Here is a 23,162-nt window from a genome sequence, read left to right on the forward strand (position 1 = left end):
CCTTCAGTAATGATTGATTATTTACTTTATATATGTAGTCATTTCCTAAATTTTGTTTCAATACAATATGAGTTTTCAATACTTCTAATCATTCATTTTCTAAAATATAGACCAAATCATTAGGGTAATCGGCTATTTCAATACTAGAGGTAACCTTTATTGCACAATTGGTCTTGTTCTTTAAAAAAAGAATAACTTCTTCTTCTGTAGCATTGACTAAAGTGCTAAAAAATTGTATTCCCATTGCATTATTATGCAAATCCATTGCTGTTTCTAAAGGTGCATTAGGGGCCAGTTTTTCGTGTAAATCTGTAATTTTCTGAGCCCAAATCATAGATTTTGCTTCAGTTTTGGTAATTTTTAAAGTTTCTTTACAAACAAGCAAACTCCATATCGCATGTCGAAAAGCGTTAGCCCTTCCATTTTTATGATGCGTTTTTTTGTAATGAATATCACAAATATACAATGCTCTTTTGGTAGCCTTAAGCGTTGGATATGCAAGTAGTGGATTAGCAAGTAACATTTTGGCTAACGTAGTGAACTGCCAAAAGTTTAATTGTCTTACAACACCCCAAACATTCATACTTTACATTCGATATTCTTTTACAGCATCAACAAAGGCCTGTGCATTCTCTACAGGTATGTTAGGTAAAATACCATGTCCGAGATTTGCTATATAGTTATCTTTACCAAACTCATCAATCATCTGTTTTACCATCTTTTTAATTTCTGCAGGTGGAGACAACAGTCTTGAAGGGTCAAAGTTGCCCTGCAGTGTTATATTTCCTCCGGTAAGATAACGTGCATTACGGGCAGAACAAGTCCAATCCACACCTAGGGCAGCAGCACCAGATTTAGCCATATCTTGTAAAGCAAACCAGCATCCTTTTCCAAAAACGATAACCTCGGTCTCGTCTTTTAGTGCATCTATAATTTGCTGAATATATTTCCATGAAAATTCTTGATAATCTACCGGGGATAACATCCCTCCCCAACTATCAAAGACCTGTACAGCATTAACGCCAGCTGCTACTTTAGCCTTAAGATATGCAATGGTAGTATCTGTAATTTTTTGTAATAGTTGATGTGCCGCTTCGGGTGCAGAAAAACAAAGTTCTTTTGCTTTATCAAAATTCTTAGATCCTTGTCCTTGCACAGCATAACACAAGATCGTCCAGGGTGATCCTGCAAAACCTATTAAAGGCACTCTATTATCCAAGCGCTCTTTGGTTAGTTTTATAGCATCCATTACATAACCCAATTCTTCATGTACATCAGGCACAACAACTTGTTCTACATCTTTTAATGATCTAATAGGGTTAGGTAACCACGGGCCAATACCGTCTTTCATCTCAACCTCAATATTCATTGCTTGTGGTATTACCAAAATATCACTAAACAATATAGCCGCATCAGGACCAATGATATCGATAGGCTGTACTGTAATCTCAGAAGCTAATTCTGGAGTTCTACAACGCGTAAAGAAATCATACTTTTTCTTTAACGCCATGAATTCTGGTAAATATCTTCCTGCTTGGCGCATCATCCATACTGGTGGTCGTTCTACTGTTTCTCCTTTTAAAGCCCTAAGGAATAGATCGTTTTTTATCATGAGTATACAATAATTATAATTTGTAAAATAAAAGCTATAGTGAACAAAAACGCTGCAATCTTTAAAAGAGAAAAACGCAAATTATCACTGATTATTAATTTATTTAAAATAGGTAATACAATTTTACTATCTAAAAATAGTGTTATTTTCTTCCGAAGAAGAGACATTATAATGATAACAATAACTAAAATTATCGTTATCAATTTGTTTTGTTTTATTACTCCAAAAGAAAAACCAAGCCCAATCCCAATACCCAACACAAATAAAATAATAAACGGAATTGTCTTGATAGAGTTTCGTATTAGTACTTCTGTTTTTTTGAGCCATTCTTTTCCTAAAATTTCTGGGGCAGCCAATGGAAAAGTTATAAACTGAAAAGAAATCGAAATAATACTTAAAATCTTAATCCACATTTTTAAAATATTTTACGGCTTGAACGATAACATTTGCAACAGTGGGTTTATTGGCAATGATTATAGTATCACTATGTTTTCTAACCTCGGACGCCGTTGTATTTCCGATACAAAAGGCAACACCTTCATCTAAACTATTTTCTGAAATATAACTTTGAACAGTTGAAGGACTAAAAAACAAAACACCATCAAAATTATGATTAAATTTCTTAGTATTAAGATTAGTTGTATATACAACTTGTTCCTCTAAACTAATATTATGTTGTTGTAAAATATGCGGTAATTCATCTCTTCTTAGATTTCCGCAAAAAAACAAAAAACTATCAGATTTATACCTTTTTACTATAATTTCTGCTAGTTCTGAAGCATTTTGAGCAGTTTCTACCACATTTTGCCCATTTTCTACCAATACATTCTTGGTGGTTGTTCCCACGCAAAAACACTTTTTAATATCATATCCTGAATCTTGTACAGCCCTAACAGCATTCTTGCTTGTAAAAATTGCATTTTCAATTTCGCGATCCCCAAAGACTTCTTCAAGATTAATTTTTATAGCATCATATTCTACAAAACTTAGGCCCGCATTAAGCACAAGTTCTTTTTGAGCTATTGTTAATTTTTTTGTAGAGAGTATTTTGGCTGTAGCATTCAAATTATTGTATTTCAGCTTTTATCTTCTTCATTAATTCACGACCTCCGTTCTCTAATATCTCTTTTGCGCAGGCTTTTCCAAAACCTTCTTGTTCGCTTACATTAATTTCTTTTCTAATATCTATTTTTTGCTTTCCGTCTAGACTAAACAACGCGCCATTAAAATGAATAGTATCATTTTCTATTTTTGCCAACGCTCCAATAGGTGCGGTACATCCTCCTTCTAACTCTCTCAAAAATTCTCGTTCGATATGCACACAAATCTCTGATGATTTATGATTTAAATTAGCTAAGGCTTCAAGACAAAATTTATCTTCTTTCTTTGCTACTACTAACATTGCTCCCTGTGCTGGTGCAGGGATCATCCAGTCTAAATCAATAAAATTATCAGGCTTTAAATTTATCCGTTCTAATCCTGCTGCTGCAAATATGGCTCCGTTCCAATCATTATCATTTAATTTTTGCATACGCGTATTTACGTTTCCTCGTAAATCTACTACAGTATGTGCGGGGTACCTATGTAGCCATTGTGCTTGTCGTCGCAAACTACCTGTAGCTATTGTTCCCGTAGCGTCTAAAAAATCAAGTCCTTTATGTACCAATATATCTTGAACATTGGCTCGTTCTAAAATAGCAGCTTCTACAATTCCTTTAGGCAATGCCGTAGGTACATCTTTCATAGAGTGCACAGCAATATCAATATCTCCATTTAACATGGCAACATCTAGCGTTTTTGTAAAAATGCCTGTGATTCCTAACTCGTATAATGGTTTATCCAAAACTATATCTCCTGTAGATTTTACAGGAACTAAGGTAGTTTTATACCCTAAACTCTCGAGGTGGTTTTGCACCGTATGAGCTTGCCAAAGTGCTAATTCACTATCTCTGGTACCTATACGAATTGTTGTTGTCAAGTTTATTTATTTTGTAGTTGGAAGACTTTTTGAATCAGTTCTATACTTACATCTGCCGAGGTGCTTTCTTCTCTTAAGTGGCTGGCAAAATGATTGGTGATTTTTTGGATGATTCTGCTACTTATAATATCGGCATGTTCCTCATCAAAATCAGAATATTTTTTTCGCTGTAAATTAATTTCAGCATCTTTTAAAGTAGTGAGTTTATGTTTAAGTGCTTTTATAGTAGGAGCAAATTTTCGAGTTTCTAACCAGGCATCAAATTCTGCTTTAATCTCATCTATAATTGCTTCTGCCTGCGGAATATGTTCTCTCCTACGTTTTAAAGTTCTATCTGTCATTTTTGAAAGATCGTCTAAATGAACTAAGGTCACGTTTGGCAATTCTTTTACATCTAAAGCAACATTACGTGGTATCGATAGATCTAAAATTAACAGAGGTTTATCTGAATGAATTAACTGTTTAGAGATCGTCGGTTTTTGAGCTCCTGTAGCCACTATTAACACATCAGATTCTTTGATTTCTGATTGTATATTAGCATAATCTTTTACGACCAGATTAAATTTACCTGCAATCTTCTCGGCTTTATTTTTAGTTCGATTAATAAGCACAATATGGTCGTTTTTAGTGTGCTTTATTAAATTCTCACATGTATTTCTTCCTATTTTACCCGTACCAAAAAGGAGCAAGTTTTTATCCGAAACATAAGGTACTCTAGCAAGTATATATTGTACCGCAGCAAAACTTACCGACGTAGCACCGCTAGAGATTTCTGTTTCGTTTTTAATACGTTTACTCGCCTGAATTACAGCATTAACTAAACGCTCCATAAAAGGATTCATCATATCCTTTTTCTTAGACTGCTTAAAACCTGTTTTGATCTGACTAATAATTTCAAAATCACCAAGTATTTGACTGTCTAATCCGGTTCCTACTTTAAAGAGATGAGAAATAGCGGCATTGTTTTTATGAACATAAGCCACTTTTTCGAATTCTTCAACAGTACCATGTGTATGTTCACAAAGTAATTTTATTAACTGAAAAGGATGTTCTGCAAAACCATATAACTCTGTCCTATTACAAGTAGAGATCACCACTAAAGAAGAAACACCTTCGTGTTTAGCTTGAGAAAGAATATTTAATTTAGCTTCTTCGTTGATACTAAAATGCCCTCTTACCTCGGCGTCAGCTTTTTTGTAGCTAAGACCAATTGCATAAAAATGTTTTCCATTCGCTCGTAAGTGGGGCTCCATGTATACTCTTTTCCTTTTTATAGTTCAACAAATGTATTTTACAAAAGCAATATAAAGTAACGCTAGAAGAACTATAAGTAACGAAAAGCGTTAATTTCGACAGTTTTTAGAACTAAAATCGTTCAAAACCCCTATTTTTGTTATAAATACATAAAACCGCTAACGATAGTTTAGATTAATTCTAAATTAAATCATTTTTTTAATTATGGAAATCGAATTAAAAAATAACGCTCCAGGAATCTTAGAAGAAACCAAAATAGAAGATGGCTTTACGATTTTGAAATTCAAAAACGAAACTAATGAAAGTCAATGTATTATAAGAGAAATCAATAGTAGTTTTATTCAATTTCATTTTTGTATTAAAGGCGGCATTAAATTTAACTTTAACAACGGAAGTTATGCGATTAATCTCGCAGAAGAGAACTCCTTATTACTTTATAATCCGCAACGTGATTTACCAATGAATATTGAAATGGAAAAAGATTCATGGTTAATTACTGTTTTAATTTCAATTAAAAAATTTCATTCTTTATTCTCTAAAGAAGCCAGTTATATTCCTTTTCTCGGTGATGGAAATCGAGACAAAAAGTATTATACCGATGCGATTATTTCTCCTTCTATGGCAGTTGTTCTTAATCAAATTATGAATTACAGCTTACACCAATCTATTAAGATACTGTATTTTAAGGGTAAAGCATATGAATTATTAAGTCTGTATTTTAATAGACCAGAAGATGCGGATATAGAACAATGTCCTTTCCTTGTCGATGAAGAAAATGTAACCAAAATCAAAAAAGCTAAAGAAATTATTATTTCTAGAATGGCAGAACCTCCTACGCTTCAAGAGTTATCTAACGAAATAGGTTTATCGTTAAAAAAACTTAAAGAAGGTTTTAAACAAATTTATGGTGAACCTGTTTATGCCTTTTTGTTCGACTACAAAATGGAAGTAGCTCGCCAATTATTAGCTTCCGGAAGTCATAACGTGAACGAGGTAGGTTTAAAAGTAGGCTACAGTACGGCAAGTCATTTTATTGCCGCATTTAAAAAGAAATTTGGCACTACTCCAAAAAAATATGTTATGAGTCTAAATTAAAGACTCTTTAGTCAAGTAACTCTTCTTTAGCACTACCTTTACCTTTTTGTAAAGAGACTATTGAGTTGTACATTCCTTGATCTTCTTCTGATGCAGCTACAACAGATACAAATTCTAATTGTTCTAATAATTCTAAAACAAAAGGTAGTTTGTCTTTTTCGACATCTACAATAATACGTTTCATGTGTTTTTAATTTTGTTTGTTAACGGTCACATGGAACCCTTTTATACTACAATAAAGTATTTTGATTAGCAGTAATAGACTAATCAAATAGGGCTCATCTTTGCTTTTTTTCATTCTAAAAGTACTAAAATAAAACTACTCTATTTTTCAGTTTATCATAATTTAACGTATTTCTAAGGTATGTTAGATTCTTAACCCGTAAATATGATAATTAAACAGTAATATTTGTAAATTATACTATCAAAAACTCTTATGGTTTTTGGCATCTTTCCTCTTTATAGTTCGTATTTTTGTTTGTGCTAAAAGAAAAATTATGAATAAAGGAGTTCTTCTTGTTAATCTTGGATCCCCTGACAGTACAGATCCAAAAGATGTAAAAAAATATCTAGGTGAGTTTCTAATGGATCCAAGGGTTATCGATGTTCCTCTTTGGGCCAGAACATTACTGGTGAAAGGAATAATTTTAAATACAAGACCAAAAAAATCGGCTGCAGCTTATAAAAAGATATGGTGGGATGAAGGTTCTCCCCTTATTGTTTTATCTGAAAGACTACAAAAAAAGGTTGCCGATCGCACATCTATTCCTGTTGGACTTGCTATGCGTTATGGGAGTCTGAATATCAAGGATGGCTTACAAGAATTACACGACAAAGGTGTGACAGAAGTAATGATTATTCCTTTGTATCCTCAATTTGCTATGGCTACTACAGAAACTATTTTAGTATTAGCAGAAGAGTTACGTGCAGCGCATTTTCCTGATATGAAAATTACTGATATTCCGGCATTTTATAACAAACCCGAATATATTGATGTTTTATCTAATAGTATTGCTGAAAATCTGGAAAACTTGGATTACGAGCATCTATTATTCTCATATCACGGGGTACCAGAACGACATATTAGAAAGAGTGATATTAGTAATGGAAACTGTAAAATGGACGGAAAGTGTTGCTTTAAAAAAGGATCAGAGCAACATGAATTTTGTTATCGCCATCAATGTGAGATGACCACAGTACAAGTAGCAAAAAAATTAGGCCTTAAAAACGGAACATACTCTACATCCTTTCAATCTCGTTTAGGATTTGACCCATGGTTACAACCCTATACAGATCGTACTATCGAAAGAATGGGAAAAGAAGGCATAAAAAAAATGGCCATAGTTACTCCAGCTTTTGTTTCTGATTGTCTTGAAACCTTAGAAGAAATCGCTATGGAAGGAGAAGAAATATTTCATGAAGTAGGCGGTAAAGAATATACCACTATCCCTTGTCTAAATGATCGTGACGATTGGGCAGATGTAGTTGCCAATTGGATAAACGAATGGGTAGCTGTTAAAACCGAAATGGTGTAATGGCAAAAGTATCTTCTGAAGCTTTAGGGGTTGAACCCATAGGTAAATTACTAATCAAACAGGCCGTTCCTGCATCAATAGGGATATTAGTGATGTCACTAAACATTCTTATTGACTCAATTTTTGTGGGTAATTGGATTGGCTCTATAGCTTTTGCATCGATTAATGTAGTGTTACCGGTTTCCTTTTTCATAGGAGCTATCGGTATGTCTATTGGTGTTGGAGGTTCTAGTATTATTTCACGAGCATTAGGAGCGAGTAACAAAGAAAAGGCATTAAAAACGTTTGGTAACCAAATATCTTTAGGGTTTCTAGTGATGGTTCCTCTTGTAATTCTAGGCTTACTATTTGTTGATGATATCATTCCCAGATTTGGTGGAAAAGGAGCTATTTTTGATCCTGCAAAAATCTACTACACCATTCTTTTATACGGTGTTCCTATTCTCGGTTTTGCCATGATGGGCAATACTGTAATAAGAGCAGAAGGCAAGCCTAAGTTCGCTATGACAGCCATGATTATCCCAACCATTAGTAATCTTTTAATGGATTATGTTTTTATTTATCTTTTGGATATGGGAATGGCCGGAGCGGCATGGGCTACTACAGGTTCCTATTTAGCATGCTTTTTATATATTTTTTGGTTCTTCTCTTCAAAAAACTCTGAATTAAAAGTAGGTTTTCGTCATCTCGGATTACAAAAAGAAATCGTTTCAGAAATTGCAACACTTGGTGGCGTTACTATGTCAAGACAAGCAGTAGTAAGTATCACTTATTTATTAATGAATAACATTTTGTTCAATATTGGTCAAGAAGGTCTTGTTGCGGTATATGCTATCATTGGGCGAATGTTAATGTTTGCATTATTTCCGGTTTTTGGGGTAACACAAGGATTTCTGCCTATTGCTGGATATAATTATGGTGCACAACAGTATACACGCGTTCGCGAAACTATAAATACAGCTATTACTTATGCAGCAATAATAGCCACAATAGTATTTATCGGGTTAATGATTTTTCCTTCAGAAATTACCTCATTATTTTTAAGTGACAACCCAAGTTTAAGTCCAAAAGAATTAGCACTAAATAAATTTGTTCTAACACATACCGCAGCGCCTATGAGATGGGTATTTGCTGCTACGCCAATTATAGCGCTTCAGCTAATCGGAGCTGCCTATTTTCAAGCGGTGGGTAAAGCTATTCCTGCTTTGCTTTTAACATTATCTCGACAGGGTTTTATTTTTATTCCGCTAGTCTTGATCTTACCTAAGTTTTATGGTGAATTAGGTGTTTGGATTTCTTTTCCGATAGCAGATGTTTTGGCAACGATAGTGACCGGATATTTTCTTAACCGCGAAATTAGAACAAAGTTATTGACACCAAAAACCAATTAAACAACATCTTATCTTCATCTAACCTCTAAAGTCTTATTTCTTCAAAAAACGTAAGTTAGATAAGGTAGCCCCATCAAGAGGGTTTAATGACATGATTAAAATCGCATATCTATCTCTATAATAGTTTCTTATGTTTATTTTTTTATTATAACTTTAGTTCTACATAAAATAGGGTGTTTGTACTTATAAGTGTTATACGATTATACTAATGCCACTATTATGTGCCATATATTAATTCATTTATACCAAAAATTACTTTGAATTAATAGTTGTATTACTAAAAAATCAATTCTCTTAAAACCAAAACTATGCACACAAACTCAACAGTCTCAAGAAGGCAATTAATCTTTGTTTTGATCCTTTTTCTCTTTTGTAATCTTTTTGTAAACGCTCAAGAAAAACATTATAGGGTCACTATAAATGCCAACAACAATCAATTACAAACCTTGATAAAAAAAGGATTTGAAGCTGATCATTTTCATTATCAAAATGGTAAGGTCATTGCAGAAATTTCAAAAAGCGATATTAATTTATTGAAAGAAAACAACATCAAGTTTAAAATCAACATTAGGAACCTCGAGAAGAGAATTCATAAAATCAATAAAAAAATTGACAAACAAAATGCAAAATCAAATGTACTACTAGCTGTTCCTACTCCGGCTAATTTTGAGCTAGGAACCATGGGGGGATTTCACAAATTTGATGAGGCAATTGCTGCTTTAGACAAAATGAGACAACTCTATCCAGAACTAATCACTGTAAAATCATCTATAGGAACTACAGAACAGGGTCGATCTATTTATATGGTCAAAATCAGTGATAATGCAGACACCGATGAAAATGAAGATGAAATGCTTTTTACTTCGATACATCATGCCAGAGAACCTATGGGTCTTTCGCAAAATCTATTTTATATGTGGTATTTATTAGAAAACTACAATTCTAACGATGAAATAAAAACATTGGTAGATAATACAGAGTTATATTTTATTCCGGTTATCAACCCTGATGGGTACACATATAATCAACAAACAAATCCAAATGGCGGAGGTTTCTGGAGAAAAAACCGAAGTAATAACGGTAACGGAACTTTTGGTGTAGATTTAAATCGAAACTATAGTTATCGTTGGGGAGGAGCGTCAAACAATACTAATAGTCAAACCTATCAAGGTCCTTCGGGGTTTTCAGAATTAGAAACACAGGCAATTCGGGATTTCACCAACCAACATGAATTTATTGCTGCACTTAATTATCATTCTTTTAGTAATCTACTAATTCACCCTTGGGGATACAGTTCTAATACATTTACTCCTGACCAAAGTACTTTTGTCGCTATGGGGAATTATATGACCGAAGAAAATTCGTATGCCGTGGGTACACCAAATCAAACAGTTGGTTACAATGCTACAGGAAGCTCTGACGATTGGATGTACGGCGAACAAACTTCTAAACCTAAAATGTTATCTATGACTCCAGAAGTAGGTGCTTCTAGCGATGGTTTTTGGCCCGCTTCAAGTAGAATTATTCCTTTGTGTAACGACGCATTTCCACTTAACATTAAGATTACTCGAATGATCGCTCGATACGCAAAAGTCACTCCAACTACAGACAGTCAAACAATAAACTCCACAGCAGGGTCTGTAGATTTTTCTATACGACGATTTAGTCTTAAGCAATCTAACTGGACTGTTAGCTTATCTTCTACCTCATCCTATGTATCCTCTGCAGGAACAGCCAAACAATTTAATAGCATTCCTTTTCTTGATACAGATACGGGAAATATAAGTTTTCAATTAGATCCCAATACGCCTTCTGGCACAGTAATCCCAATAACATTAACTGTTGATAATGGTTCTTGGCAATATACCAAAAGCATCGATATCACATATACTGGCACTGGCGGTGATACTGAACCCCCATCTATTCCTTCAGGTCTATCGGTTTCTAACATCACTTCCTCTTCATTAACGTTATCATGGAATGCTGCTACCGATAATATTGGAGTAACTGGATACGATATCTATCAAGCAAATACTTTAGTTTCATCAAGTACCGGAACTACAACAAACTTAACCGGATTGGCTAGCAATACTGCTTTTCAATTTAGCATAAAAGCTAAGGATGCAGCTGGTAATGTTTCTGATTTTAGTAACGCAGTAACGGCAACTACATTACCTGCTAATATATCGTATTGCAGTGCAAGTGCAAATAACACCTCTGATGAATATATAAGTAATGTTCAAATAGGAACTATTAACAATACTTCGGCTGCAGAAAATGGAGGTTATAGTGATTTTACATCCATCGCTACAACTTTATCCAAAGGAGTTTCAAATACCATAACCATAACTCCAACCTGGACTGGCACAGTCTATAGAGAAGCCTACAGTGTGTGGATTGATTATAATCGAGATGGGGATTTTAATGATTCAGGCGAACAGGTTTGGAGTAAATCTGCCTCTAGAACAACCCCTGTAAGTGGTAATTTTACAGTACCTGCAAATGCGCTCGAGGGAAACACTAGAATGCGTGTGATTATGCGATATAATAGAATCCCATCTGCTTGTGGTACTTTTACTTATGGTGAAGTTGAAGATTACACAATTACTATAGCAACAGGAGCTACCGCAGCGCAATTGGTTAAAAGGTCGGTTAACGAAAATTCAATTAAAATCTATCCAGTACCGACTAAAAATGTGTTAAATATTACACTACCTAATAAAGGAGTTTATGAATATGCTATAGTAGATTTACTTGGTAAAACGGCTACTTCGGGTACATTCTCGAATAGTATAAACATACAAAAATTAGCTGCTGGCACTTATATTTTAAAGGTGATCGCTCAAGAAGGTACGTATACCAAACAATTTATAAAAGAAGATTAATTATTCAGATATTCATAGGCGTCTGAAAAAGTAATATAAAATTGTCAATCTGAGCATGTTGAAGCTTTTAAGTGCTTTACTCGTAAATGGTCTTCGACAGGCTCAGACTGACAAATCAGAATTTTTCAATTTTTTAGACAACTTCTATTCCAATAATCCTGCTTTATTTAATTTTTATATGAGTTTTATCAAGCCCCTTACTCTTCAAGTACCCATAAAATGAATCTTGCCCACCAACCTTAGCATGATGTAATAATGTAAATCCATGGGGGCCTTTAGCAAAAATTAGTTTAGGATACATTTCTAAAACAGGCTGTACGAGTTCTATTTTTCCTAGCATTGTGAGCACAAAAAGATTAACACGAGCTCCTTGAGAAATAAGATACTCTGCAATTTCTTTATGACCTACATGTCCCGCCCCTTCGATTGCCTCTTCAAAATCACCATTACCCCAATCATAACTACTATAGATCAAATTAGGGTATTCACTTAACATTTCTTTTACCATATTAAGATCTTTATGGCCTGCCGACACAAATTCTTTGACTAATTTATGATCTAAAGGTTCTTCTTGAATTGACTTAGAGTACATAAACCCTGGGGCTATACTTGCCAAAGTAATTCCGGCTAATGAATTTGTAATAAATACTTTGCGATTCATGATACTTATTTTTTTCTGGTTGCTGCTTTACTTATAATCTTCCAATTTCCTTCAATCTTTTTAAGGAGGAAAATATCCATAAAGCGTAAATCCAGTTTTGAAATCAAAATCTCTGCCTTTGCTGTAGCAATATCATTCTCTATATCAACAGCTATTATCTTACCTGTTCGCCCATTAAATTTTCCTTTTTCTTTCTTTTCATAGCCCGCAGCATAATCTTTGACAGGCACGATCCACAAGCTATTATCTTTTCGACTTAAAAACAAATTAGCCTCTTCATAAAATGCTTCTTTAATCGTTTCTGGTTTGTTGTACGAAGTCCCTTCAATATACTTATTAATAGTTGTATTTATTTGATCTTTATCAGATTGCGCTATCAAAAAACTTGAATTTAATACTAATGCACTAATCCAAAAATAGGTGTTGATTTTTCTCATGATTTGTTTTATTTTAAATTTTTAATTCTTACAATTTTACCGTTATCTTCATCTGTTAGCATATATAATTTTCCGTTGGGGCTTTGCGTAATTTTTCTAGACCTTACGCGATCATCTACAAACAGTTCCTGAGCACTTTTAATCGTTTGATTTTCTATTGTAAATCGCCAAAAACTCCCTACAGATAGACCAGGTACGAGTAAGTCATTTTTCCATTCTGGAAATTCGTCTCCTGTGTAAAACATCAACCCTGTAGGTGCTACGGTATGTTTCCAATACCAATCCGGATCTGTAAAAGAAGCTCCTTCAATATGAGGAGGAACATAATCCCTACTTCTATACCCCCCTGTTGTTATAATAGGCCAACCATAATTAGCACCTGCAGACAACCTATTGATTTCGTCTCCTTGTTTTGTACCATGCTCACTAAACCAAATATCCCCAGTTATAGGCTGCACCGTTATTCCTTGAGCCGCTCTAATACCTATAGCATACAAACCTGGCACTGCATCTGGTCCAAAATCCGGATTATCTTTGGGAATACTTCCATCTGCATTAAAACGATAAATCTTACCTCTCTTATCGGTGAGGTCTTGGGCAATTGGTAGCGCAGGTTCATCAATTTCTCTAAATAATCGTTCTCCTATGGTGATGTATAGTTTTTGATCTGTTCCAAATGTCATTCCGCCTCCGTAGTGGTAATATTCACGTGTAAAAGGACCCGCTTCTAGAATCGTCTTACGATCGTATAAAGAATCATTTTTTAATGTCGCCCGCACAACTTTAGTGGTACTGCCCTTTCCTTTCTTTTTTGCAGCATAGGATAGGTATACAAAGTTATTATTATCAAAATCTGGATCTAAGACTACCTCAAAAATTCCTGAATTATCACCTCTAGAAACCACACGTATACTATCTGTAAGATCTGTTGGAAAACCTTTTATGATAGTTTTTCTTTTTGAGGAAAGATCTACTCGAAGAAGGTCGCCATCCTTTTCGGATACCAAGACCTCATCTTCAGACAAAAATGCCATACTCCAAGGATGATTTAAACTGTCTACAACAATTTGTTTACTTGGATTTGTTTTTGAAATTTGAAATCTTGGTTTTTCGGTTTTACTACAACTAAGTAGTACACCCAAAAATAAAAAGAGGATTACTCTGCTCATGTTTATTGATTTTGTTTTTAAAATTTGATTGCAAAATCAGAAACGAGGTATTAAAATCCTTTAATAAACATGATTTTTAAAACGAAAAAGACAAAAAGCTAAACTAAAAAAGTTGGATCAAGACACATATATAATTACTTTCGAAAAGAATCTAAAAAATAATAATCATGAAAGAATTACAAAATTTTGAATACGCAGAAATAGATATGACAACAATATATGGTGGATCTATTTATTTGGAGTATGAAGAGCATACAGGAAATCCAACTGCTTAAACAGTAGTAATTCATACATAAGTATCTAATCGGTTCTGGTTTGAATATAATGTAATCAACATGCTTTTTTACCAGAACTGATTTATGTATATATCATAATTCTTATTCTCTCCTTATACAGAAGTCTAATAAAAAATTCGCTACTTTAGGCTAAATAACTCTAAATTGAGTTCTATATTTAGAAGGTGTTGTCTCGGTTTCTGCTTTAAATGCAAGATTAAATGAAGTCACATTACCAAAACCACAATCATACGCAACAGTAGCAATTTTTTCATTGCTATATTCTGGATCAATTAGTAGTACTTTTGCTTTTTTGATGCGATAATGATTCACAAATTCAGAAAAATTCTTTTGCTCATTTTCATTAATAACCTGTGAGAGTTCTCTTGGGGTTATCTCTAATTTTTCTGCCATCTTTTGCAAAGAAATATCTGTATTTAAGAATATTTCTTCATCTACAAACGCCTCTTTAATTTGTTCTAATATTTTTTTTGAAGTACTTCGGTTTATAGAAGAGTTGCTATATTTTTCTAAGGCAAAAACATGTCTTTTTAAAAGAAGGTAAGAAAACCCATAGACCAATATTGAATACAAAATTGCCCCACCTATATAAAAAGGAATAAATCCTATAAAATTACTAAGATAAAAACACCAAATTAAGCAAGCTCCTATTACAATTGCACGATACCATCTTAATAACCGTGGGTTAGCTTCTTTTACCATTTTAAAAATAGTAACCCATGACAAAATTAAATAAATAGCCAAATGAAAAACGACCAGACCGTAACTTAAATATGATTCAAAATTTTTGACGTTAGGAATAAGTTTACTAAACAAAACAAATAAGACAAATGGCGTTAGATGTACATAGTTCCATTTTGAGAAATGATCATTTTTTTGCAAAAGAACTCTTCCATAAAACCATAAAAATGGTCCCGACATTAAAATACCTGAAATACCCAAATTGCGATGCCAAGGATCCAAAACCATATAATTATTAAACACTGATTTGCCAATTCGTATGGTCAACCCAAGCAATACAAAAGCCAAAAATTTATTGGCTTGTCTGTTTCCTTTTTTAAGGGTAAACAAATAAAAAGATAAAAAAAGGGCTTGGGCCAATCCCAAACAACTAAGTACTAAAATAAAACCTTGCTGAAGCATTTTTCAAAAATAACAATGATAACCTATACACCAAGGTTAAAATTACGTGAAAATCTTTTGCATTCCTTTTTAATTTCTGACTTTAGTATCCCATCAAATCTATTTTAACCTAGATTATGTATTAGAACTTCGTGATGAAGCTTGTAAGTGCAATAAAAATTGATATTTTCTTGATTTTAGTATAGCATCGCTATAGTTAAATCAAAAAATATGATCAAACCTCAGTTTTTAAAGTAATTTCAAGATAAAATAGATTTTCTAATGTATACTCTAAGTTTAACCTAAGTGCTATAGTTTTTAAACTAAAAACACAACTCACATGCGATCAAAATTTACAAGAGTAATTTGCTTACTCTTTTTGTCATTCATTAGTATTTTTTCTGTTAACTCTCAAACCTATGATCAAAGTTTATATGATGCTTTAGAGTATCGTTTGGTTGGCCCATTTCGTGGAGGTCGAAGTGCTGCCGTAACCGGTGTACCTGGAAAACCCAATTTATTTTATTTTGGATCCACAGGTGGCGGTATCTGGAAAACAGTTGACGGGGGACGAACATGGAGCAATATTTCTGATGGTTTCTTTGGTGGTTCTATAGGTTCGATTTCAGTTTCAAAAAGTGATCCTAATGTAATCTATGTAGGTGGTGGTGAAAAAACACTACGTGGAAATGTATCATCAGGCTACGGGGTTTGGAAAAGTGTAGACGCCGGTAAAACATGGACACAATCAGGACTTCCAAAAAGCAGGCACATTCCTAGAATAAGTATTCACCCAACAAACCCTGATATTGTGTATGCAGCTGTATTGGGTAATATATATAAACCTACACAAAACCGTGGAGTTTATAAGAGTATTGATGGAGGTAAAACATGGAACAAAGTCCTTTTTGCAAATGCAGATGCTGGTGCTGTTGACCTGACTTTAGATCCAAATAACCCTAGAATCTTATATGCCTCGACCTGGAATGCCAGACGAACACCTTACAGTCTTAGTTCTGGTGGTAAAGGATCTGCCTTATGGAAAAGTACTGATAGCGGAAAAACGTGGAAAGAGATTTCAAAAAATAAAGGTTTTGCAAAAGATACCCTAGGGATTATGGGGGTAACCGTATCACCTGTAAATAGCGAAAGAGTCTGGGCTATCGTCGAAAATAAAGAAAAAGGCGGTGTTTATCGTAGTGATGATGGTGGCGATACCTGGAATCAGTTAAATAGCTCAAGAAGTCTTAGACAACGCGCATGGTATTATAGTAGAATATATGCAGATCCTAAAGATAAAGATGTCGTCTATGTGGTAAACGTATCGTATCACAAAAGTAAAGATGGCGGTAAGAATTTTAGTAGTTTTAATGCCCCACATGGTGATCATCATGATCTTTGGATTTCTCCAGAAAACCCAAATCGTATGATTATTGGGGATGATGGTGGCGCACAAATCACGTATGACGGTGGTGAAACCTGGAGCACCTATCACAACCAACCTACATCACAATTTTATAGAGTAACTACCGATAATAGTTTTCCGTATAGAATCTATGCGGCGCAACAAGATAATTCTACCATTAGAATAAATCACCGAAGCACTGGTAGATCTATCTCTGAGGATGATTGGGAACGTACTGCTGGTGGAGAGTCTGCTCATATTGCAGTAGATCCAAAAAATAATGATGTAGTATATGGCGGTAGTTATGATGGTTTTTTAACCCGAATAAATCATAAAACCGAAACCATAAGATCGATTAGTGTATGGCCAGATAACCCTATGGGACATGGTGCAGAAGATATGAAATACCGTTTTCAATGGAATTTCCCTATCCTATTCTCTAAACACAACCCCAATCGCTTATATACCTTTTCAAATCATGTACATGTCACTGAAAATGAAGGTCAAAGTTGGAAAGTAATTAGTGAAGACCTTACACGAAATGATCCTAATAAATTAAAATCTTCTGGGGGACCGATTACTCAAGACAATACCTCTGTAGAATATTACTGTACCATTTTTGCTGCGGCAGAAAGTCCTCTAAAAGAAGGCTTACTTTGGGTAGGTAGTGACGATGGATTAGTTCATGTAAGTAAAAATGGCGGGACATCTTGGGAGAACGTTACTCCCAAAGGCATGCCAGAATGGATGATGATCAATAGTATAGCGCCTAGCGCCTTTGACGAAGGCACCTGCTATATTGCTGGAACCAAATATAAAACGGGAGATTTTGCTCCGTACTTATATAAAACAACAGATTACGGTAAATCCTGGAAAAAAATTACCACAGGTATAGCTCCAGAACATTTTACTAGAGTACTGCGTGAAGATCCTAAACGAAAAGGACTTTTATATGCTGGTACCGAGACAGGAATGTATGTTTCATTCAATGATGGATTAACTTGGCAATCGTTTCAATTAAATCTTCCAATAGTTCCTATTACCGATCTTACTATTAAAGAAAATAACTTGGTGGTAGCAACACAAGGACGAAGTCTATGGATTATCGATGACCTAACCGTATTACATCAGCTAAATGATGGATTAAAGACCAAGAGTCACATTTTATACAAACCTAAAAACACTTACCGAATGGGAGGCGGAAGCATTAAAGGTTCTAAAACCGAAGGTACCAATCATCCCGCTGGTGTAATGACTTATTTTTATCTTAAGAATTTTGACAAGAAAAAAGATACCGTTGCTTTAACCTATTTTAATACCAACAATGATACTATCAAATCATTTAGCACAAAAGCAAAAGAGAAAAAAGATCAGTTAAAAATAGACAAAAAAGGAGCCAACCAATTTAATTGGAATATGAGAGGAGATGGCGCCGAAAAACTAAAAGGAATGATCTTATGGTGGGCAAATCTAGACGGACCAAAAGCTGTACCCGGAAACTATAAAGTAAGCTTAAGTATCAATGGAAAAGAAGTTTCTAACCAACCTTTTTCTATTCTAGCTGATCCTAGAGCAGAGTCAACAACAAAAGAAATGCAAGAACAGTATGATTTTATCACTAGCGTTAATCAAACAGTAGACAAGGCTCATAAATCCATTAAGAAGATCAGGAAAATTAATACCCAACTCAAAGGATTTTCTGCGCAATATAAAAATGATGATACAACCAAAGATTTGGTAGAAAAAGCAAAAGCATTACAGAAGAAGTTTGGTGAAATTGAGAAAGCATTATATCAAACTAAAAATAAAAGTAATCAAGATCCTTTAAATTTTCCTATTAAGCTTACCAATAAACTGGGGCACTTAAATTCATTGGTGGGTATGGGAGATTTCGGACCAACAACACAAGATATAACTGTAAAAAATGAGCTAATTAAAAAAATAGAAGTGCAATTGCAGGCTTTTGATACATTAGTTTCTGAAGAAATTAAAAAGTTTAATACCGAATTCAATACCTTGCAACTTAATTATCTTTTTGTAGAATAGCTTATAATAATACCGTCATATCACCCCAACTGGAGTTGAATAAGTTTGAACATATGCCTCTTGGCCATATTCCAGGTGACAGTACGTGATTATTTTTATATTATGAAACTAAATTAAATCTACTGTCATCCCGAGCGTAGTCGAGGGGCAGCTAATTATGAAGTATTATTTTGTTTATATTGTTGAATGTTCAGATATGTCCCTTTATATTGGATTAACTAACAATCTTGAGAGAAGAATAAATGAACATAATAATGGCTTAAATGACAATTCTTATACTTCTATCCGAAGGCCTGTTAAATTAATATTCCATCAAGAATTTATGCAATTTGAACAAGCTGAACGATTTGAAAAGAAACTTAAAAAATGGAGTAGAAAGAAAAAGTTGGCATTGGCAAATGGTCAGTTTGATTTATTAAAGTTATTATCAGAATGTAAAAATGATAGTCATTCTAAGAATTTCTTACCTCTCGACTCCGCTCGAGATGACCGTGCGTGATTATTTTTATATTTTTGAAATTCATTTACTAAAGTCACCCCGCCATCCCAAGCAGAGTCGAGGGGGCATTTTAATCAAAACATATGCTCGAATACTATAACTACATAAAATCCCTGCATCTCATCTTTGTAATAACATGGTTTGCGGGGTTGTTTTATATACCACGATTATTTATTTATCAAATTGAAGCATTTCAAAAACCTTCTCCTGATAAAGAAATACTAGGGGATCAACTTAAACTAATGGCTAAACGTTTGTGGTTTATCATCACTTGGCCTTCTGCCATATTAGCAACATTGTTTGCGATATGGTTACTTATTTTAATGCCAGCCTGGTTGCAGCAACCTTGGATGCATGTTAAACTGGGCTTTGTAATACTTCTTTTTGCTTACCATTTAAAATGCAACCATATCTATACACAATTACAAAACGATGTTATAAAGTGGTCTTCGAATCAAATGCGTATGTGGAACGAAGGTTCTACCATCATTTTATTTTCTGTGATTTTCTTAGTTATTGTTAGAGATGCCGTAAACTGGATTTATGGTGTAATAGGTATTATCTCTTTAGCTGTACTGCTAATGGTAGGCATCAAATTTTATAAAAGAGTTCGAGATAAAAATCCCAATGCGTAGTCACCTTGAATTTTCTTCAAAAAACATATCAAACAAAATCCAATCACGCTATAACTATAAGAGAAGCAGTGCCAGAAGACGCAGCACAATTGCTAAAACTTAAACTTGAGTATTTAAAAAACACAGATACAATTCCGTTATTTGATTATGAATATTCAAATAATGTTACCGAAGAGCATCAGTTGATTAAACGCTATCAAAAACAACCAAACAGTATTTTGCTAGTTGCAGAAAATGAAGGAAATATTGTAGGTAATATTGATCTTACCGGCAGTTGGAGAAAAAAAATGTCTCATACAGCGGTAATAGGAATGGGCATACATACATTATGGCAAAATCAGGGTGTCGGTACATTTTTGATTCAAAATGCTATAGATTGGTCTAAGCAAAACACCTTGATCAAAATCATCTGGTTAGAGGTATACGCAACGAATGTAGCAGGTATTGCATTATATAAAAAAATGAGATTTAAAGAGTGCGGACGGATTGATTGTTTTTTTAACGAGAACGAAAAGTATATCGATAAAATTACAATGGTTATTAATATTTGAGATTATTTTTTCTTAAGATTTGATTCATAACACAACATAAAAAGACTGCCTAAATAGTATTTTTAGACAGTCTTTTATCGTAATATATTTACTTAGTTATTGGCATAATCTGTTACTATTATTGCTATACATACGCCCAACAGCTCTACCATCATTTACAGAAACATTGTTTGCGTTAAAAACCACACTAGGGTTAGATCCAGAAACCATAATTGAATTAGGATCACCAAGGGGTGTTCCAGGTACACGTGTCCCTAAATTATCCTGCTCAGAGTGTACAAATCCAATATTATGTCCAATCTCATGAGCTAATATATTACCCCATTCTCTCGCTGTTACTGGATCTCCATCAATACTAGGTTCGTTAAGGTTCAAAATGATCAAGTCTCCTTCTACTCCATTTGTAGGAAACTCTCCGAGACCCCATCCACCTATTTCGCCAGGGGTAGATAAACGCACTAAAATATCGGGATTAGAATTCACCTCTACTAATTGAAGAGTTGTATTATTTACCCTATTCCATAAGTTAAGGCCTCTTCTAAAGCCTCTTCCTGCAGCATTATTACCCAAAGCATTCTGAATTCTAATATTACCTGCTCTGTTACAATCAACAATACCAAAAAATGCTTGCTTTTGGAGATTTTCTTCTTTCACAGATTTATCTGTAAAAAAAATATCTCCGTCCACGATAAATCCTCCTTTAGAAGATTTAATCGATGTTTTCTCCATATCAAAACCTAAACTTTCTAGTTTTGCTAAAACCTCAGAAGGTATTTTTTCTTGATCAAGAGAATTTTCTGGTTGAACATCATTGTTTGCATCGTTTGTGCATTGTACTACGCTTAAAGCCAAAATGACTAGCATAGAAAATTTGAAAATTTTCATAATTAATATATTTAAGTTGTCTCACAAATTTGGATGATATAGGTTTTCTTAAATGTTAGCCCTCTAACATTTAAGAAAACTTTCACCAATATTTATACTTCAATTATGATATATCTTGCTCCTTGTTTTAACACCAATTTGATCAACTCTACATTGTTTTTACACGATTAAAATCATGTCAATACTAAATTTTCATTGCTTACTTAGGAGTTCGAGCTTTGATCTTATGACTTTTCCTTATCTTCGTGCAACTTTTTTAGCATAATTCTATGATTAAATCTATGACAGGCTTCGGGAAGTCTATTCTACAGCTCCCTACAAAAAAAATTACTATCGAGGTTAAATCTCTTAATAGCAAAAACTTAGATCTCAATGCCAGAATTCCTTCTCAGTATCGCGAAAAAGAACTGAAAATGAGAAACACGATTGCCAAATCATTGGTAAGAGGAAAAGTAGATTTTGGTTTATACGTAGAAATTACCGCAGAAGAAACCTCGACAAAAATTAATGAAGCTGTTGTTAAAGATTATATCAAGCAATTAGAAGCAATACATACAAATGGCGATGCACTAGAGTTTGTAAAAATGGCTGTGCGCATGCCAGATGCACTTAAAACTGTTAGAGAAGAAATTAACGAGAAAGAATTTCAAGCCATTGAGAGTTCTCTTCAAGATGCTTTAAATGCTATAGAAAAGTATCGAATAGATGAAGGCGAAGCATTAGAGAAGGATTTTGTTCTTCGTGTTAAAAATATAGGAGAGCTACTTGAAAAAGTTATTGAAATGGATCCCGAACGTATTGAAGGCGTTAGAGAACGTCTTCATAAAGCAGTTTCAGATCTTAAAGAAGATGTAGATCAAAATCGTTTTGAACAAGAATTGATTTATTATCTCGAAAAATTTGATATTACTGAAGAAAAAGTTCGATTAGCAAATCACTTAGAGTATTTTACATCAACACTTAATTCATCTGATTCGAACGGAAAAAAACTAGGCTTTATCTCACAAGAAATCGGTCGAGAGATTAACACTATTGGTAGTAAATCTAACTATGCGCCTATGCAACAATTAGTTGTACAAATGAAAGATGAACTTGAAAAAATTAAAGAACAATTACTAAACGTTTTATAAATGAGTCAAGGTAAGCTTATTGTACTTTCGGCACCTTCTGGTAGTGGAAAAACTACTTTAGTAAAACATTTGTTACATAAAGAAGAATTAAATCTGGGATTTTCTATTTCTGCAGCTTCAAGAGAACCCCGTGGAGGAGAAATACATGGCAAAGATTATTATTTCTTATCGCTAAGAGAGTTTAAAGATAAAATTAAAGCCGAAGAGTTTCTAGAATGGGAAGAAGTTTATCGTGATAATTTTTACGGTACTTTAAAAACTGAAGTACAACGCCTATGGGATATTGGGAAACATGTAATATTTGATATTGATGTAGTAGGAGGCTTAGATATTAAAAGAATCTACCCAGATAGAACACTGGCAATATTTATCAAACCACCAAGTATAGAAGAACTCAAAATACGTTTAAAAAAACGTAAAACCGAGTCTGAAGATAAAATCAATATGCGAGTGGCAAAGGCCTCTACAGAAATGGCTACTGCGCCCCAATTTGATGCGATCGTTACAAATGATGATTTAGAGAAAGCCCAAGCAGAAGTTTATCAATTGGTAAAGAAATTTCTTTTAAGTTAGTTA

Annotated in this window: 22 protein-coding genes; 10 read left to right on the forward strand and 12 right to left on the reverse strand. The window is 33.9% G+C overall.

Annotation, left to right across the window (positions count from 1 at the left end):
* Positions 1 to 88: 88 nt before the first annotated feature.
* The 6 genes from D1816_RS15350 to hemA are packed head-to-tail and all read right to left on the reverse strand — an operon-like array spanning position 89 to position 4,843.
* Complete coding sequence (locus D1816_RS15350) at positions 89 to 583, reverse strand: hypothetical protein (protein WP_118503973.1); 495 nt, start codon at positions 581 to 583, stop codon at positions 89 to 91.
* A 3-nt stretch (positions 584 to 586) separates the two neighbouring features.
* Positions 587 to 1,612 (reverse strand): uroporphyrinogen decarboxylase, encoded by a 1,026-nt coding sequence (hemE, locus tag D1816_RS15355; RefSeq protein ID WP_118503975.1) that lies wholly within the window; start codon positions 1,610 to 1,612, stop codon positions 587 to 589.
* Positions 1,609 to 2,025, reverse strand: a complete 417-nt coding sequence (locus D1816_RS15360) for a hypothetical protein (protein ID WP_066319796.1) — start codon at positions 2,023 to 2,025, stop codon at positions 1,609 to 1,611. The genes hemE and D1816_RS15360 overlap by 4 nt, the downstream gene beginning before the upstream one ends.
* Positions 2,015 to 2,677: a uroporphyrinogen-III synthase gene (locus D1816_RS15365; protein ID WP_118503977.1), complete on the reverse strand. Its 663-nt coding sequence runs from the start codon at positions 2,675 to 2,677 to the stop codon at positions 2,015 to 2,017. Before D1816_RS15365 ends, D1816_RS15360 begins: the two co-directional genes overlap by 11 nt.
* A 1-nt stretch (position 2,678) precedes the next feature.
* On the reverse strand, positions 2,679 to 3,590 hold the full coding sequence (hemC, locus tag D1816_RS15370) for a hydroxymethylbilane synthase (RefSeq protein ID WP_118503980.1): 912 nt from the start codon (positions 3,588 to 3,590) through the stop codon (positions 2,679 to 2,681).
* A 2-nt stretch (positions 3,591 to 3,592) separates the two neighbouring features.
* Positions 3,593 to 4,843, reverse strand: a complete 1,251-nt coding sequence (gene hemA / locus D1816_RS15375; protein ID WP_066319792.1) for a glutamyl-tRNA reductase — start codon at positions 4,841 to 4,843, stop codon at positions 3,593 to 3,595.
* Positions 4,844 to 5,048: 205 nt separating this feature from the next.
* Here hemA and D1816_RS15380 point away from each other — a divergent pair, with 205 nt between their 5' ends.
* On the forward strand, positions 5,049 to 5,939 hold the full coding sequence (locus D1816_RS15380; RefSeq protein ID WP_118503982.1) for a helix-turn-helix transcriptional regulator: 891 nt from the start codon (positions 5,049 to 5,051) through the stop codon (positions 5,937 to 5,939).
* A 7-nt stretch (positions 5,940 to 5,946) separates the two neighbouring features.
* On the opposite strand, the gene D1816_RS25760 is transcribed toward D1816_RS15380, so the two are convergent.
* Positions 5,947 to 6,123: a hypothetical protein gene (locus tag D1816_RS25760; RefSeq protein WP_157766222.1), complete on the reverse strand. Its 177-nt coding sequence runs from the start codon at positions 6,121 to 6,123 to the stop codon at positions 5,947 to 5,949.
* A gap of 313 nt (positions 6,124 to 6,436) precedes the next feature.
* Between D1816_RS25760 and hemH the strand changes: the two genes are divergently transcribed.
* From hemH to D1816_RS15395, 3 genes are all read left to right on the forward strand, one after another.
* The gene (gene hemH / locus D1816_RS15385) at positions 6,437 to 7,474 is read left to right on the forward strand and encodes a ferrochelatase (protein ID WP_066319788.1); all 1,038 of its coding nucleotides are present in this window, start codon (positions 6,437 to 6,439) and stop codon (positions 7,472 to 7,474) included.
* Complete coding sequence (locus D1816_RS15390; RefSeq protein WP_118503984.1) at positions 7,474 to 8,865, forward strand: MATE family efflux transporter; 1,392 nt, start codon at positions 7,474 to 7,476, stop codon at positions 8,863 to 8,865. The genes hemH and D1816_RS15390 overlap by 1 nt, the downstream gene beginning before the upstream one ends.
* Positions 8,866 to 9,173: 308 nt before the next feature.
* Positions 9,174 to 11,750, forward strand: coding sequence for a M14 family zinc carboxypeptidase (locus D1816_RS15395; RefSeq protein ID WP_118503986.1), 2,577 nt, complete (start codon positions 9,174 to 9,176; stop codon positions 11,748 to 11,750).
* A gap of 163 nt (positions 11,751 to 11,913) precedes the next feature.
* On the opposite strand, the gene D1816_RS15400 is transcribed toward D1816_RS15395, so the two are convergent.
* The 4 genes from D1816_RS15400 to D1816_RS15415 all read right to left on the reverse strand — a co-directional run bounded on the left by D1816_RS15400 (position 11,914) and on the right by D1816_RS15415 (position 15,456).
* Positions 11,914 to 12,411 (reverse strand): ankyrin repeat domain-containing protein, encoded by a 498-nt coding sequence (locus D1816_RS15400; RefSeq protein ID WP_118503988.1) that lies wholly within the window; start codon positions 12,409 to 12,411, stop codon positions 11,914 to 11,916.
* Between the two features lie 5 nt (positions 12,412 to 12,416).
* Positions 12,417 to 12,848, reverse strand: a complete 432-nt coding sequence (locus tag D1816_RS15405; RefSeq protein ID WP_118503990.1) for a nuclear transport factor 2 family protein — start codon at positions 12,846 to 12,848, stop codon at positions 12,417 to 12,419.
* 8 nt (positions 12,849 to 12,856) lie between these two features.
* Positions 12,857 to 14,017, reverse strand: coding sequence for a PQQ-dependent sugar dehydrogenase (locus D1816_RS15410; RefSeq protein ID WP_118503993.1), 1,161 nt, complete (start codon positions 14,015 to 14,017; stop codon positions 12,857 to 12,859).
* A 425-nt stretch (positions 14,018 to 14,442) separates the two neighbouring features.
* Positions 14,443 to 15,456, reverse strand: coding sequence for an AraC family transcriptional regulator (locus D1816_RS15415; RefSeq protein ID WP_066319770.1), 1,014 nt, complete (start codon positions 15,454 to 15,456; stop codon positions 14,443 to 14,445).
* A 319-nt stretch (positions 15,457 to 15,775) separates the two neighbouring features.
* Here D1816_RS15415 and D1816_RS15420 point away from each other — a divergent pair, with 319 nt between their 5' ends.
* The 4 genes from D1816_RS15420 to D1816_RS15435 all read left to right on the forward strand — a co-directional run bounded on the left by D1816_RS15420 (position 15,776) and on the right by D1816_RS15435 (position 20,571).
* The gene (locus D1816_RS15420) at positions 15,776 to 18,886 is read left to right on the forward strand and encodes a glycosyl hydrolase (protein ID WP_118503995.1); all 3,111 of its coding nucleotides are present in this window, start codon (positions 15,776 to 15,778) and stop codon (positions 18,884 to 18,886) included.
* Between the two features lie 157 nt (positions 18,887 to 19,043).
* Complete coding sequence (locus tag D1816_RS15425; protein WP_118503997.1) at positions 19,044 to 19,385, forward strand: GIY-YIG nuclease family protein; 342 nt, start codon at positions 19,044 to 19,046, stop codon at positions 19,383 to 19,385.
* 83 nt (positions 19,386 to 19,468) lie between these two features.
* The gene (locus D1816_RS15430; RefSeq protein ID WP_066319761.1) at positions 19,469 to 20,020 is read left to right on the forward strand and encodes a CopD family protein; all 552 of its coding nucleotides are present in this window, start codon (positions 19,469 to 19,471) and stop codon (positions 20,018 to 20,020) included.
* Positions 20,021 to 20,025: 5 nt separating this feature from the next.
* Positions 20,026 to 20,571, forward strand: a complete 546-nt coding sequence (locus tag D1816_RS15435) for a GNAT family N-acetyltransferase (protein WP_066319759.1) — start codon at positions 20,026 to 20,028, stop codon at positions 20,569 to 20,571.
* A gap of 96 nt (positions 20,572 to 20,667) precedes the next feature.
* Here the strand turns inward: D1816_RS15435 and D1816_RS15440 are convergent, their stop codons facing one another.
* Complete coding sequence (locus D1816_RS15440; protein ID WP_118503999.1) at positions 20,668 to 21,456, reverse strand: reprolysin-like metallopeptidase; 789 nt, start codon at positions 21,454 to 21,456, stop codon at positions 20,668 to 20,670.
* A 269-nt stretch (positions 21,457 to 21,725) separates the two neighbouring features.
* Between D1816_RS15440 and D1816_RS15445 the strand changes: the two genes are divergently transcribed.
* Positions 21,726 to 22,586, forward strand: coding sequence for a YicC/YloC family endoribonuclease (locus D1816_RS15445; RefSeq protein ID WP_066319754.1), 861 nt, complete (start codon positions 21,726 to 21,728; stop codon positions 22,584 to 22,586).
* A complete protein-coding gene (gene gmk / locus D1816_RS15450; RefSeq protein WP_066319753.1) occupies positions 22,587 to 23,159 on the forward strand; it encodes a guanylate kinase in 573 nt (190 codons plus the stop codon). It abuts the gene before it with no gap.
* Positions 23,160 to 23,162 lie beyond the last annotated feature (3 nt).

The sequence above is a fragment of the Aquimarina sp. AD10 genome (assembly GCF_003443715.1).
Classification (GTDB): Bacteria; Bacteroidota; Bacteroidia; order Flavobacteriales; family Flavobacteriaceae; genus Aquimarina; species Aquimarina aggregata.

Coding starts and splice junctions, on each gene's coding strand:
- D1816_RS15350 (WP_118503973.1), bottom strand. CDS start 583: ATGAATGTTTGGGGTGTTGTAAGACAATTAAACTTTTGGCAGTTCACT.
- hemE (WP_118503975.1), bottom strand. CDS start 1,612: ATGATAAAAAACGATCTATTCCTTAGGGCTTTAAAAGGAGAAACAGTA.
- D1816_RS15360 (WP_066319796.1), bottom strand. CDS start 2,025: ATGTGGATTAAGATTTTAAGTATTATTTCGATTTCTTTTCAGTTTATA.
- hemA (WP_066319792.1), bottom strand. CDS start 4,843: ATGGAGCCCCACTTACGAGCGAATGGAAAACATTTTTATGCAATTGGT.
- D1816_RS15380 (WP_118503982.1), top strand. CDS start 5,049: ATGGAAATCGAATTAAAAAATAACGCTCCAGGAATCTTAGAAGAAACC.
- D1816_RS25760 (WP_157766222.1), bottom strand. CDS start 6,123: ATGAAACGTATTATTGTAGATGTCGAAAAAGACAAACTACCTTTTGTT.
- hemH (WP_066319788.1), top strand. CDS start 6,437: ATGAATAAAGGAGTTCTTCTTGTTAATCTTGGATCCCCTGACAGTACA.
- D1816_RS15390 (WP_118503984.1), top strand. CDS start 7,474: ATGGCAAAAGTATCTTCTGAAGCTTTAGGGGTTGAACCCATAGGTAAA.
- D1816_RS15395 (WP_118503986.1), top strand. CDS start 9,174: ATGCACACAAACTCAACAGTCTCAAGAAGGCAATTAATCTTTGTTTTG.
- D1816_RS15400 (WP_118503988.1), bottom strand. CDS start 12,411: ATGAATCGCAAAGTATTTATTACAAATTCATTAGCCGGAATTACTTTG.
- D1816_RS15405 (WP_118503990.1), bottom strand. CDS start 12,848: ATGAGAAAAATCAACACCTATTTTTGGATTAGTGCATTAGTATTAAAT.
- D1816_RS15410 (WP_118503993.1), bottom strand. CDS start 14,017: ATGAGCAGAGTAATCCTCTTTTTATTTTTGGGTGTACTACTTAGTTGT.
- D1816_RS15415 (WP_066319770.1), bottom strand. CDS start 15,456: ATGCTTCAGCAAGGTTTTATTTTAGTACTTAGTTGTTTGGGATTGGCC.
- D1816_RS15420 (WP_118503995.1), top strand. CDS start 15,776: ATGCGATCAAAATTTACAAGAGTAATTTGCTTACTCTTTTTGTCATTC.
- D1816_RS15425 (WP_118503997.1), top strand. CDS start 19,044: ATGAAGTATTATTTTGTTTATATTGTTGAATGTTCAGATATGTCCCTT.
- D1816_RS15430 (WP_066319761.1), top strand. CDS start 19,469: ATGCTCGAATACTATAACTACATAAAATCCCTGCATCTCATCTTTGTA.
- D1816_RS15440 (WP_118503999.1), bottom strand. CDS start 21,456: ATGAAAATTTTCAAATTTTCTATGCTAGTCATTTTGGCTTTAAGCGTA.
- D1816_RS15445 (WP_066319754.1), top strand. CDS start 21,726: ATGATTAAATCTATGACAGGCTTCGGGAAGTCTATTCTACAGCTCCCT.
- gmk (WP_066319753.1), top strand. CDS start 22,587: ATGAGTCAAGGTAAGCTTATTGTACTTTCGGCACCTTCTGGTAGTGGA.